This window comes from Corynebacterium sp. CCUG 70398 (assembly GCF_024454055.1).
GTDB lineage: Bacteria > Actinomycetota > Actinomycetes > Mycobacteriales > Mycobacteriaceae > Corynebacterium > Corynebacterium genitalium.
This window is the reverse complement of sequence record NZ_JAGPYZ010000002.1, coordinates 363,811-377,199: the sequence shown is the minus strand read 5'-3', so window position 1 is coordinate 377,199 and position 13,389 is coordinate 363,811. Positions and strand designations below refer to the sequence as shown.

At 63.8% G+C, this 13,389-nt stretch carries 10 protein-coding genes; 4 read left to right on the top strand and 6 right to left on the bottom strand.

All coding sequences use genetic code 11. From position 1 onward, the window contains the following. Positions 1 to 129: 129 nt before the first annotated feature. On the top strand, positions 130 to 1,698 hold the full coding sequence (locus KBX07_RS04400; RefSeq protein ID WP_255995915.1) for a catalase: 1,569 nt from the start codon (positions 130 to 132) through the stop codon (positions 1,696 to 1,698). Between the two features lie 129 nt (positions 1,699 to 1,827). On the opposite strand, the gene KBX07_RS04395 is transcribed toward KBX07_RS04400, so the two are convergent. From KBX07_RS04395 to KBX07_RS04370, 6 genes are read right to left on the bottom strand one after another with little or no spacing between them, the layout of a single operon-like run. Further along, positions 1,828 to 2,265, bottom strand: a complete 438-nt coding sequence (locus tag KBX07_RS04395) for a Na+/H+ antiporter subunit G (protein ID WP_255995916.1) — start codon at positions 2,263 to 2,265, stop codon at positions 1,828 to 1,830. Then, positions 2,265 to 2,531: a cation:proton antiporter gene (locus KBX07_RS04390; RefSeq protein WP_255995917.1), complete on the bottom strand. Its 267-nt coding sequence runs from the start codon at positions 2,529 to 2,531 to the stop codon at positions 2,265 to 2,267. The genes KBX07_RS04395 and KBX07_RS04390 overlap by 1 nt, the downstream gene beginning before the upstream one ends. Beyond that, complete coding sequence (locus tag KBX07_RS04385; RefSeq protein WP_256023170.1) at positions 2,531 to 2,932, bottom strand: monovalent cation/H+ antiporter subunit E; 402 nt, start codon at positions 2,930 to 2,932, stop codon at positions 2,531 to 2,533. Before KBX07_RS04385 ends, KBX07_RS04390 begins: the two co-directional genes overlap by 1 nt. Next, positions 2,932 to 4,482 carry a monovalent cation/H+ antiporter subunit D family protein gene (locus KBX07_RS04380; protein WP_256023168.1) on the bottom strand — a complete coding sequence of 517 codons (1,551 nt, stop codon included), beginning with the start codon at positions 4,480 to 4,482 and terminating at the stop codon, positions 2,932 to 2,934. The genes KBX07_RS04385 and KBX07_RS04380 overlap by 1 nt, the downstream gene beginning before the upstream one ends. Continuing rightward, on the bottom strand, positions 4,482 to 4,871 hold the full coding sequence (locus KBX07_RS04375; protein ID WP_005287241.1) for a cation:proton antiporter subunit C: 390 nt from the start codon (positions 4,869 to 4,871) through the stop codon (positions 4,482 to 4,484). Before KBX07_RS04375 ends, KBX07_RS04380 begins: the two co-directional genes overlap by 1 nt. Then, positions 4,868 to 7,771 carry a DUF4040 family protein gene (locus KBX07_RS04370; protein ID WP_005287238.1) on the bottom strand — a complete coding sequence of 968 codons (2,904 nt, stop codon included), beginning with the start codon at positions 7,769 to 7,771 and terminating at the stop codon, positions 4,868 to 4,870. The genes KBX07_RS04375 and KBX07_RS04370 overlap by 4 nt, the downstream gene beginning before the upstream one ends. A 231-nt stretch (positions 7,772 to 8,002) precedes the next feature. On the opposite strand from KBX07_RS04370, the gene KBX07_RS04365 reads away from it, so the two are divergent. The 3 genes from KBX07_RS04365 (at position 8,003) to KBX07_RS04355 (ending at position 13,270) form a co-directional block, all read left to right on the top strand. Then, on the top strand, positions 8,003 to 9,571 hold the full coding sequence (locus KBX07_RS04365) for a hypothetical protein (protein WP_256023166.1): 1,569 nt from the start codon (positions 8,003 to 8,005) through the stop codon (positions 9,569 to 9,571). A gap of 91 nt (positions 9,572 to 9,662) precedes the next feature. Further along, positions 9,663 to 9,887 (top strand): hypothetical protein, encoded by a 225-nt coding sequence (locus tag KBX07_RS04360; protein WP_256003913.1) that lies wholly within the window; start codon positions 9,663 to 9,665, stop codon positions 9,885 to 9,887. Between the two features lie 248 nt (positions 9,888 to 10,135). Further along, entirely contained in the window at positions 10,136 to 13,270 is a 3,135-nt protein-coding gene (locus KBX07_RS04355) for an alkaline phosphatase (protein ID WP_005287230.1), read from the top strand. The last annotated feature ends 119 nt before the right edge of the window (positions 13,271 to 13,389 follow it).

Here is a 13,389-nt window from a genome sequence, read left to right as displayed (position 1 = left end):
ACCCTGCCCCTCATCCGCAGGTCAAACAAACGATTGAGTTAGGGCGAGCTTCCTTGAAGGCCTGTCAGAGCGTACGTAAGCTCGCGGGTATCCCCACCGGATAAACCTGACTTCGAGGAGGGCCATTTCATGGCTGACAACACCCCTGACAACATCCTGAACAAGGGCGAGCGTGACGCCGGCAACGGCAAGACCACTCGTCTTGGCGGCCAGCCGGTCGCATCCGAGAACATTTCTGTCACCGCCGGTCCGCAGGGCCCGAACCCGCTGACGGACATCCACTTGGTGGAGAAGCTCGCGCACTTCAACCGCGAAAACGTTCCGGAGCGCATCCCGCACGCAAAGGGCCACGGTGCATTCGGTGAGCTGCACGTCACCGAGGATGTCTCCCAGTACACCAAGGCGAAGCTGTTCCAGCCGGGCACTGTTACCCCGATGGCAATCCGCTTCTCCACGGTTGCCGGTGAGGCTGGATCCCCCGACACCTGGCGTGACGTGCACGGTTTCGCGTTGCGTTTCTACACCGAGGACGGCAACTACGACATCGTCGGTAACAACACCCCGACGTTCTTCCTGCGTGACGCTGTGAAGTTCCCAGACTTCATCCACTCCCAGAAGCGCGACCCGCGCACCGGCCTGCGCTCCGACGAGATGCAGTGGGACTTCTGGACCCGTACCCCGGAGTCCGCTCACCAGGTGACCTACCTGCTCGGTGACCGCGGCACCCCGAAGACCTCCCGCCACCAGGACGGCTTTGGCTCCCACACGTTCCAGTGGGTCAACGAGGCTGGTGACGCCGTGTGGATCAAGTACCACTTCAAGACCCGTCAGGGCTGGGAGACCTTCACCGACGAAGAGGCAGGCAAGATGGCTGGCGACAACGCTGACCACCACCGCGAAGACCTCTTCAAGGCGATCGAGCGCGGTGACTACCCGATCTGGGACGTCAAGGTGCAGATCATGCCGTTCGAGGACGCAGAGAACTACCGCTGGAACCCGTTCGACTTGACCAAGACCTGGTCCCAGAAGGACTACCCGCTGGTGGACGTGGGCTACTTCATCCTCAACCGCAACCCGAAGAACTTCCACGCACAGATCGAGCAGATCGCACTCGACCCGTCCAACATCGTCCCCGGTGTCGGCCTGTCCCCGGACCGCATGCTCCAGGGCCGCGTGTTCGCTTACGCTGACCAGCACCGCTACCGTATTGGACCGAACTACAAGGACCTGCCGGTGAACCAGCCGATCGTGCCGGTGAACACCTACGCCGAGCGTGGCCCGATGCAGTACTTCTTCAACAACGAGGGCGAGCCGAACTACTCCCCGAACAACACGGAGAAGGGTGCAGGCTACCTGGACAACGGTGAGGACTCCGCCTCCAACCACACCTCCTTCGGTCAAGCTCAGGACCTCTACGTCAACCCGGACCCGCACGGCACCGACCTGGTCCGCGCTGCTTACGTCAAGCACGCCGATGACGATGACTTCATGCAGGCCGGCATTCTCTACCGCGAGGTCTTTGATGATGCTGCCAAGGAGCGCTTCATCCACAACGTGACCAACAAGATGCTGCCGATCGAGAACAAGGACGTCGAAGAGCGCACCTTCGCCTACTGGGGCAAGGTCGACGCTGATCTCGAGCCGAAGCTGCGTGAGGTGCTCGCTCAGAAGCGCGCCGATGCGGCTAAGGACTTCTAGGAGGGCGTTTCCTTCAACGGCTAGCAGCTGCCGGCGCTTAAGCGTGAACCCCGCCGCGAGCTCACGGAATGTGGTGAGTGCGGCGGGGTTTCGCTATGGCGTGGATAGGCGACGCGAACGCGCGCGGTGTTACCAGCGTTCAGGGGGAGCTTGCGGCTCCGGCTCTGGTTCCGGGGCCTGCTCTGTGGGTGTCTCGCGCAGCTCGCTGTCTGCGTGGTCACGGCTGGGTTCACGCCGCCCGCCGGGGCCGATCGCGTCGGTGACGGTCACACCGTAGATGGAGCGGCCGATGATGAAGGAACCAACAGAGGCGACAATCCACACGCCGAGAATGGCGATGATGGCGCGAAGAAAGTTGTTCAGGTCGAAGCCTTCTGTCGACCATTCGTGGATGAGCATCGCGATGATCAGTGCCGGGAAGGCGACACCGACCAGCGGGCCCATGAGGTTGGCGCGGGTTAGCGCATTCGGGGCGCGCAGCTGCAGGACGACAGTGGCGACGGTCATGAACACCGCCACGAAGACGAACAGCAAGACAATGATCTGCCAGATGGTCAGTGCGGTCATTAGCGGCGCCCCCTCGAGATCACGCGGGCCATGGACAGGGTCGGGATCGCACCGCACACAAGGGCGGCCAGGATGGCTACTTCGTAGGCGATGAACGTGTCGTTGAACAGCGACCACACGAAGAAGATGCAGACCATGGCGTAGAAGATGTAGTCGGCCATGACGGCGCGGGAGAGCTCATCACGCTCCCGGAGGATGGCCACGAGGCCGACCAGCAAGCTGACGGCCATGATGGCTATGCAGACGGTCAGGATTGTCTCGAACATTAGGTGAGATCTCCTTCGGGTACGTAGGGCTCCCAGGCCACATCCGCGACGTCCAGGGGTGTGGACTTCACGGCGGGGGAGACGTGCTCTTCCATGTCGATCAGGCCCTCGATCACGTCATGGGCATCGTCGCCGAAGGCGGACTGGACCAGCAGGGTCCGGGGCTTGCCCGGTGCGGCTGGTTCACGGAATCCCATGGCCAAAGTCGACGGTGTGGCGGTAATCGAGGTGGAGAACCAGAACAGTTCCCAGTCGGTGGTGAGCCGCAGTGGGTAGTGAATGACTATCGGCTTGAGACCGGCGTCCGGTTTGAACGCCGTGAAGGCGGTGTTGAAACCGGAGACGATGATCTCTTTGACAATCCAGAAGAAGTAGCCGATGCCGTGGATGATCTTGTTCATTAGCGCTGGCCTCCTTGCAGGGAATCAGTATCGGGTACGCCGAGCGGGTCCTCGCCGAGGACGGCGGAGGTGTAGGACGGGACGTCGAGAAGCGCGTCGGCGGAACCCGTCGCTGCGTCCCACAGCGGGCCGGCACCGAAGAACATCGCCAGCGAGATCCCCATGAGCACGGCGGACGGCGCAAGCAGCGCCCAACGCACCCGGAGTGTGTCGGGGTAGTGCTGCATGGGCTGGCCCCAGAAGACCTCGCGCCAGACGCGGAACATTGCGAGCATCGCTGCAAACGAGGCGATGATGATTGCGCCGATGGCCACCCAGGACCGAGCATCTCCGGCAGCCGCGGCGGCGAAGATGAGTGTGAGCTTGCCCCATAGCCCGGAAAACGGTGGGAAGCCGATCACCGAGAATGCGCCCGCTGCGAAGATCGCGGCGGTCCATGAGTCGCGGCGCATGAGACCCGACAGCTTTGACAGAGTGCCGGTGCCGTAGGTCTCCTCGATCGCACCGGAGTTCAGTGTCAGCGCACCAATGGTGATCATGTGGTGCAGCGTGTACATCAGGCCGGCGGCCAGCGCGTACCGGGCGGCGTCCGGGCCGATGCCCGGGCCGCCGGTAAATGCAAGCATGATGAGGATGAACGGCATGCCGTTGACCATCTGGTAGCCCAGCACCTGGCGGATGGTGGCTTCGCCCAGACCGGCGAAGGCGCCGACGAGCATGGATACGACCATGACGGCGATGATCAGCCAGTTCCAGCGCGGGTCCATGTCGAAGATGACCACCCAGATGCGGAACAGCATGTACACCGCGACCTTGGTGTGCAGTCCGGAGAACAAGCCCATCACCGCAGCGCTTGTCGACGTATATGTCCGCGGCAGCCACGTGTGTAGCGGGAACACAGCTGCCTTGGCGCTGATCGCGATGACAATCAGCCCCATCGCGACAGTGACCGGGCCGTTGCCGGCCGCCGCGCCCTGCAAAGCACCGATGTTCACCGCGCCGGTGACGGCGTAGACATAACCGACGCCCATCACCAGCAGGGTGGACGCAGCCAGGTTCACCAGCACGAACAGGCGAGCCGAGGACAGACGGAAACGCGTTCCCGTCATCGCGATCAGGCCGTAGGACGGCAGCAGCATGACCTCGATCATGACGAAGAAGTTGAACAGATCCGCTGTGAGCAGGGCGCCAGAGACACCGGTGATCAGCACCAGCGCCAACGGGACGTAGTACCGCGGCTTGGTGTCGCCGGAAACGATGGCGAACCAGTTGGAGATCACGGCCACCGTCATGGTTGTGATCAGCATGATCGCCGAGAACTGGTCGGCGGCGAACGAGATGCCCGCCCCGCCTTGGTAGAGGCCGATGACGTGGCCGATAGCGCCGTGCTCGGCCGTGTAACCGAACAGCCACAGTCCGCCGATCAGGTTGATGGTGGGGATGATGATGCCCAGGGCGTCGTTCAGCGGCTTGAACGGCGACAGCGCCGCGATGGCCGCGACGATCAGCGGCAGCGCGACAAAGACCGGCAGGATTGCGTTGATCTCCATTACTTGCGCACCCCCCTGTAAGCGGTGCGGCCGGTGGTGGTGAGCGCACCGGGGCCGATCTTTTCTGCCTGTTCAGCGTCGAGAATGTTGTCCAGGGTGTCGTCGTCGCGGCCGAGTGCTGCGAGCATGAGCAGGATCGTCGTGGTGGCCATCGCGATGACGATGGCGGTCAGCACGAACGCCTGCGGCAACGGGTCCGACATGTCTTCGAGACCGGTGGAGGAAGGAAACGCCTCCCCTCGCCATGCGCCGTTGCCGGCGGCGAGAATGGTCAGGTTCGACGCGTGGCCGAACAGCGACATGCCGAAGACGATGCGCACCATGCCGCGTTGCAGCACCAGGTAGACCGCCCCGGCCATGAGGATTGCGATTGTCAGTGCGTAAATCATGCTCGTGCCCTTTCCTCGCGTGCCTCACGCTCGCTTGTCGACGGATACAGCGGCGCCGGATACGACTCTGTCGGGTGCTCCGGTTCCTCCGGCTCGGGGATATCCGGCAGCGGGTTGTGCTCGTCGCGGCGGTAGTCCAGATTCTCCCTGTCGGTGCCTGGGCGCAGGTACCCGCCAAGGTCATTGATCGCCATGGTGAGCATGCCGAGGACGGCCAGGTAGATACCGGCGTCGAAGATGAGGGAGGTGGTCATGTGCTCCCCGGCGATCTCACCGTGGATGGCGTACATGAAGCCGCCCTCGATGAAGCCGAGGAAGCCGGAGCTAATAGCGACGATGATGCCGATGCCGGTGAGATAGACCGGGGTCATCGGCTTGACCACGTTCTCATCACGGCCCTTGGACATGTAGCTGAGCACGAACGCGGTGGCCAGCACCAGCGCGGCGATGAAGCCGCCGCCTGGGGCGGTGTGGCCGCGGAAGAAGATGAGCACGCTGAGGATCACCAAGATCGGCATGGTGAGCGTGACCACCTTGCGCAGCGGCATCGTGTTGAGCTGCGACTGGCCAAACGGTGCGGGGCGGGTTCCGGCCTCGAACCGGTAGCGCGGTACCGAGTTGGTCACCGCCGCGATGACCACGGCGGCCATGCCCAGCACGGAGAGCTCGCCCAAGGTATCGAAGCCACGGAACTCAACGATGATCACGGCGACGATGTTGTCGGCACTGGTCACCTCGACGCCTTCGGTGAGGTACCAGTTGGCCAACTCGGAACGGTCGCGGCGACCCGTCAGTGAGTAGACAGCGGCGAAGGTGATAATGCCGGTGAGAACTGCCAGTGCCCCGGCCCATGCCTTGCGGCGCGCCGGGACCGGCGGGAACAGCCGCGGCTGGTAGCGCAGCACCATCATGATGACCACGACGGTGAGCGATTCCACCGTGAACTGGGTCAGAGCCACATCGGGGGCGCCGAGCAGCATCATCTGCAGGCTCATACCCACGCCGGCGGTGCCCAGGAAGACCGCGGCCGTCATGCGCTTCTTCGTCAGGACCAGGCCGAGGACGGAGATACCGATGATGGCCAGCGGCAGGATGTCCCAGTAGTTGTCCAGGCCTTCGGTGCGCGGTGCGAGCGGCACGCCGTCGATACCGTCGGTAAGCAGCAGCGTGACCACGCCCAACCCCAGCGTGGTGACAATGAGCCACACGAGGTGCTTCGACGGGTTGAAGGTGCCGGCCATCTTGCCGAAGAACATGCCCAGGTCGCGGGAGCGGTCCACGATGCCAGCCAAGACATCGTTACCGGTGAACGGCAGCAGCTGCTTGTTCTCCAGGGCCTTCCACACTGGCTTGCGGAAGAAGATGAAGGCCACACCTGCGATGAGAACCAGCATGGACACGATGAACGGCGCGGTGATGCCGTGCCACAGTGCCAGGTGGGAGTGGTAGTCCGCATCCGGGATGATGGCGTTGACGCCGGCGGTGATGGGGCCGTCGATAAGCGAAAGCACGAACACCGCGGGAACAGACATCAGTCCCGGGAAGGCGGCTGGCAGCCAGAAGCTGACCGGTGCTTCGTGGACCTCGCTCATGTCGCGCTCGCCGTCGACGAAGGCGCCGAAGACGATCTTCGCGGAGTAGACGAAGGTGAGGAAGGCGGCGAGACCAGCGAGGATGAGCAGCACGGTGCCGTAGGGCGATTCGTGGAAGGCCTCCAGGATGGATTCCTTGGACACGAAGCCGAACAGCGGCGGGACAGCGGCCATGGACGCGGCGGCAACGATGACGGAACCGAAGGTCCACGGCATCTTGTCGTAGAGCTTGCCCAGGCGGCGCATGTCGCGCGTGCCCGTCTCGTGGTCGATGACACCGATAAGCATGAACAGCGAGGACTTGAACAGCGCGTGCGCGAGCGTGTGCGTCAATGCGGCCGCAAGCGCAAGCGGGGTGCCGATGCCGATCGCCGCGACAATCCAGCCCAGGTGGGACACCGTCGAGTACGCCGTGAGGTGCTTCAGGTCCGTCTTCGTGATGGCGAAGATCGCCGACATGAGTGCCGTGCCCAGGCCAGTGACGGTGAGCAGGATGTTCCACGTCGGGGTGTCGTGGAAGATCGTGGAGAACCGCACCAGCAGGTAGATACCGGCCTTGACCACGGCAGCGGCGTGCAGGAACGCCGACACGGGTGTCGCGGCCGCCATGGCCTCCGGGAGCCAGAAGTGGAACGGGAACTGCGCGGCCTTGGTGAAGCCGGAGCACGCGATGAGCACTGCGACAATGGTGGTCAGGCGCGGGTTGTCGGCCCACACGTCGGAGGCGAGGATCTCGTGCAGGCGCGTTGTGCCCGTCGAGGTCGCAGCCAGGGCCAGGCCCGCCAGCAGCGTCAACCCGCCGAAGAACGTCAGGGCGAGGGTGCGGAACGAGCCGGCCTCACCCGACGATCCAGAGCGGGCGATAAGCAGGAACGACGCAATGGAGACGAGCTCCCACCCGATGAAGAGGAGCACGACATCGTCTGCAAGCACGAGCAGCAACACGGACAGCGTGAATGCCGTCATGATGGTGTAGAAGCTGGTGTTGCCGTCCTTCTCTGGCAGGTACGCGGCCGAGTAGATCAGCACGATACCGCCGATGATAAGGGCAAGCAGGGCGAAGAAGGCGCTCAGGCCGTCGGCGCGCAAGGCGAAGGACACCGCAGTGCCCTCCCCGAGAAGGTCATTAGCCCAGACAAGGTTGTAGGTCACAGGGGTGCCGGCGCGCAACGCGTTGGCTATCACGGCCGCCGCAGCGAACATGGCGGGTCCGGCGACCCACCCGACGCGGCGATCCATCACGCGCACGAGCACGGGGGAGGCCACCACTGTCGCGGCGACAATCCCGAGGGCGATTAGCAAAGCCATAGGCTGTATTTCCGTTTTGTTGGAGCGGCAGGGGGTCATGCAGTGTCGTGGCGCTGGCGGGAATCCACGCTAAGAAACCCTCAGCCAGGACAAAACAGTTCATAGGGTAACAGGGATGGGCGGGATCAACATGTCGAGTGAATGCGAGGGGGTGGGGCCGGAAATGGCGGGGACTGCCTATTCCCGCGTGTCACGCGCACCCCAGTAGCCACAACAGTTACCTTTCTCTCTATGAAATGGAACGTTGTCCTGGCTTTTGCTGTGCTGTTGGTCGCCGCATTCACCCCAATGAATCCGGCATCCACGTGGGCCACGGGGGACGACACGTCTGGTGCCCCGGCTGCCTACGCCGGGCCCGATCAGCTTGTCGATGCCCGCCGCGCCGCCGGTGACGCCTCCGCCGAAGCCGGTTTCCTCACTCAGGGCACAAAGCAACTCAAAGAAGGTACGGACCAGCTCAAGGATGGCTCCGGCGAGCTCGCGGAAGCCGTGCGCAGCGCGAGCGACGGCGCGGACCAGCTATCGAAGGGCATGGTGGAAATTCAGGCCGGTACCGGCCAACTCGCTGACGGCGCCACCCGCGTCGCTGACTCCGTCGGCGGTGCCGTGGACCAGGTAGTTGGATTCGAAGCCGTGCGCGGCCAGATCCTCGGGGCCATCGACGACACCATCAAGGCCACCGCGAACAACCGCGACCCGCAAGTCGTCGACCTCCGGAAGCAACTCAAAGACCTGCGCGGCCAGGTCGAGACCGCTGAGCTGCCGGAAGACATGAACACGCAGCTCACCGAGCTTCGCGACGGCTCCCGCGAGCTGGCCAACCAACTGTCCACCCCCGGCTACGCCTACCACGACGGCATCTACTCTGCGACCAACGGAGCTTCCGAACTGTCCAAGGGCCTCAACGAGATGAACGGCAAGGTCAAGGAGGCGACCGACGGCGTGAACCAGCTTGCCGACGGCGGCACCAAGGTCGACGAGATGGCCAACACCACCAAAGACAACATCGGGGCGATCCAGCGCGCCCTGCCGGCACCTGTTCCCGTTGCCGGGGCAGCTGGTACGGCGACCGGCACCGCGGCTGGCGCGGACGGGCAAGCAGCACCCGCACCGGCATCCGCTCTAGCTCCGCTGGCCGCGATGCTTGTCTCGGCTCTGGCGATCCTCGGCGGAGTTGTCACCGCTTTAGCGGCCTACGCGGGATCCCGCCCCCGCGCGCGGTGGATCATCCTGGGCCTGGGCACCGCCTTCAGTGCGTCGGCCGGGCTCATTCTCGTGGCCATCCTGGGCACGAACTTGTCCGCAGCCGCGCTGGCGATCGCCGGTTCCGCCCTGGTCCTTGGCACCCTGGCTTCGGCAGGGCTGACCTGGATTCTCCGCTCTGCGTTCGGCACCATTGGCGGCGGTGGTGCCGCCGGCGTATTGGCTCTGCTGCAGGTGGGTGTGGTCGGCTGGGTGTGGTCCACCGCTGCCACCGGTGAGGTCTCTTTGCTGTGGAGCGCCGCTTCGCAGGCGCTCCCGATGCACTGGTCCACAGCCGCCATCTCTGCGGCGGGTAACGGCGGATCCGCCACCGCCATGTGGACCGGCATCGGGCTGTCCGCGCTGCTCGCTGTGCTTGGGCTCGTGGCGATGCGCGCGAGCCGCCCCGCCGTCGTGTCCGCCTATGACGCCGCCGACGCCGGCTACGCGGACGACGACTACGACGATGGCGCGGACTACGAAGAATCCGACTTCGACGAGCTCGACGATGACACCGCCGTCCTCGACGTCGACGAAGCTATCGAACACAAGCGCTAACGTGCGCCCCTCTTCGTCGAGGCCATTAAGTAGGCTCCTGCTGTTCCCCGAAACCGGGTGGACGCCGCATAACTGAACAAAGGAGTCGCGCATGACCACCATCAACGCCCGCCAGATCCTCGAGCGGGAAGGTCGAGCGCTCACCGCCGACGTGCTCGGGCCCGTCAACGGCTACCGCCATTCGCCCAACTCCGTGCGCCGATGCTCGAAGTGCTACGACGAGATCATCCTCCACGGCCGGTTCGGCTGGCTCCACGCCGAATCGCTCGAGCACGACTGCCTCGACGCCGAGAACACCGCCACCTGCGCCCGCTAGGACAGGCGTAAAAATCCCGGACGAGAATCGCTTTGTGCACGGTTGCACGTGACCATGCACAAAGCCAATCCCGAGCCCGTAAGGCCTCCAAGGATCTAGCAATCAACTGTTCGCCTGAATGTCACCTTACTGTATTGCAGCTGTGTTTAAGTGGGGAATTGGATGGCTTCCAATCCATCTAGTTCTTATTTTCCCAGTCACCGGCACCTTCCCGGATCAGCAGCGACTACAGCGAACAGGAAGACTTCATGAGCGCAGCAACATGGAAATCCGTGGCCGCGAGTGTGGGCGTCATTGCTCTCACCGTTGCCACGACACCTACATCTCAAGCAGCGATTGATCTCGATTACGAGGGCTACAACGGCAAGCCGTCGTGTATCTCCATCGACGGCAACGGCAACGTCAAGGCTCCGCAGCCTGGCGAATGCGCCCAGTTCGGCAAAGGCGGCCAGGGCCGTTCCGACGAAAAAGCCAAGAACGTCATCATGATCGTCGGCGACGGCATGGGGCACCAGGAAATCACCGCGGCCCGTAACTACCTGCTCGGTGCCGGCGGCCGCTTCGACGGTCTGGACAACCTCACCGCTACCGGTGCCTACACCACCTTCGCCATCGACGAAGACGGCAAGAAGAACTACGTCACCGACTCCGCGGCTTCCGCTACCGGTTGGGCGACCGGCACCAAGAGCTACAACGGTGCTCTTGGCGTGGACATCAAGAAGGACGCCCACGTCAACCTCCTCGAGATGGCTAAGAACGCCGGCATGCGCACCGGTAACGTGACCACCTCCGAGATCCAGGACGCCACCCCGGCCTCCATGGGGTCCCACATTTCGCAGCGCAGTTACTACGCGCCGTCCGGTGACTCGAAGCCGGTCAAGGGCGATGAGGCCCGCGAGAACGGCGGCATCGGCTCCATCTCCGAGCAGCTCATCGACACCCGCGCGGACGTCACTCTCGGCGGCGGCGCCAAGTACTTCGACACCAAGGTGATGGCGGACAGCGACAATACCAACCCGTTCCTCGAAGGTGACGCGAAGTTCAACACCAAGTGGGAGAAAGACAAGACCGTCGCAGAGAACGCCGAAGCCAACGGCTACAAGATCGTGCGTACCCGCGACGAGCTCGCAGCAGTCACTGAAGCGAACCAGGATCAGCCGGTTCTGGGCCTGTTCCATGACAAGAACATGACCCGCCGCTTCGAGTCTTCTACGCCGGCCAAGGGTGGCGCGACCGCTGAGCCCACAACCTGTAAGGAAGCCAATATCGGCAACGAGCCGGAGTTGGCGGACATGACCACTAAGGCCATCGAGCTGCTGGACAAGCCGAACGAGGAGAAGGGCTTCTTCCTCCAGGTCGAGTCCGCTTCGATCGACAAGGCCGACCACGACGGCGACGCCTGCGGCTTTATCGGTGAGCTCAAGCGCCTCGAGGACACGGTGGCCACCGCTGTCGATTTCGCCAAGAAGGACGGCGACACCCTAGTCGTCGTCACCGCGGACCACGCCCACACTGCGCAGATCGTGCCCGACGGCCAGGATTCCCCGGCTGTGACCACCCGCCTTCACACCCACGACGACACCAACATGTCCGTCGCATTCGGCACCGTTCCCGTCCCGAAGGTCGAGGAGGGCGACTTCTCCATGCAGCACACCGGTGCCCAGGTGCGCATCGCCGCGTACGGCCCGGCGTCCGAGAACGTCTTCGGCCAGATCGACCAGACCGACGCTTTCTACGTCATGGCCAACGCGCTCGGCCTCGGCGATTGGGAGGTCAACACGAACCCGGTGGCGCGCGACTTCACTGCCCGCAACGAGGCTAACGGGGAACTCTGCTACCAGCTCGAACCAGGTGAGGCTCCGCAGGTCGGTGACTGCACGAAGTTCGGCAAGAAGGGCCAAGGCCTCGACGACTCCAAGGCGAAGAACGTCGTGATCATGCTTGCCGACGGCACCGCCGACGCCGACATCACCGCCGCCCGCAACTACCTGCACGGCGCTAACGGCCGTTTCGAGGCCGTGGACAACCTCGAGTACACCGGTTACCACACCACGTACTCCCTGAATAGGGAGACCGGCAAGCCGGATTACGTCACCGACTCCGCTGCGTCCGGTTCCGCCCTCTACTCCGGCATCAAGACCTACAACGGCGGTTTGGGCATCGACAACAACGGCAAGCCGGTTCCGACCATGGCTGAGCTTGCAAAGGCTGCCGGCATGAAGGTCGGCAACGTTTCCACCGCGGAGATTCAGGACGCCACCCCGGCGGCATTCGCCGTCCACGCCCTGGACCGCGCGGACTACGCGCCATCCGGCGAGAAGAAGGTAGCGCAAGACGCACAGCGCCGCGAAAACGGTGGTCTCGGCTCCATCTCCGAGCAGCTTGTCGACGTCCGCGCCGACGTCACCCTCGGCGGCGGTGCCGAGTACTTCGACACCGAGGTGATGGTCGACGGCAAGAACGGCGACACCACCTGGACCAAGGGCAAGACCGTTCTGGACAATGCGCGCGACAACGGCTTCGAAATCGTCAACGACGCTAAGAGCCTCGACGCAGTGAAGAACTCCGACAAGCCAGTCCTGGGCCTCTTCTCCCCGAGCCACATGCCGCGCATCTACAAGGAGACCGTTCCGACGGAAGATGGCGCGATGAAGGAAGCACAGCGCTGCGAGGCTAACCCCGAGTACACCGACGATATCCCGACGCTTGCGGCCATGACCCGCAAATCCCTGGAACTGCTTCAGAACGACAAGGGGTTCGTCCTCCACATTGAGGCGGCGTCCCCGGACAAGGCCAGCCACGGTGCCGACGCCTGCGGCATGATCGGCGAGATCCGCCAGTGGGACGAGTCCATCAAGGTCGTCCAAGACTGGGTGGAGGAGACCGGTGAGCCGACCCTGATCGTCGCCACTGCCGACCACGCCCAGACCCCGATGATCACCTACAACCAGAAACCGACCGCCGGCTTGACCACCAAACTGAAGACCGCGGACGACGCTGACATGTCCCTGCTGTACTCCACCGCGGAGTCGAACGACCCGAAGGACGCCCTCGGCGGCCAGCAGCACACCGGTGCTCAGGTCCGCGTTGCGGCTTCCGGCCCGGGGGCGGCGAACTTCACCGGCCAGATCGACGAGACCGACATCTTCTTCGGCGCGATGAACGCCGTGGGCGTCGACACTGATCAGCCTATCGACGGCAGCTCTTCTGGCTCCTCCGGCTCGTCTAGCTCCTCGAGCTCTTCGGCTAACTCGGCTGGTTCTTCCATTGGTGTGTTCTTCGGCGTTCTTGCCGCTCTGCTGGGGGTGGTTGCTCTTCTGAGTCCGCTGTTCCCGCAGGCACGCGAGATGTTTGAGAACTTCCGTAAGACCCTGCCGTTCTAACGCTGCGCGGGTAGCACCTCCGCTGATATGCGGCCCCGAGCCGCAGACCTGCTCCCCGCTGGTCGGACTGTGAACGCAGATCCCGACTAGCGGGGAGCTTCTGTATTGCGGTGCCTGGG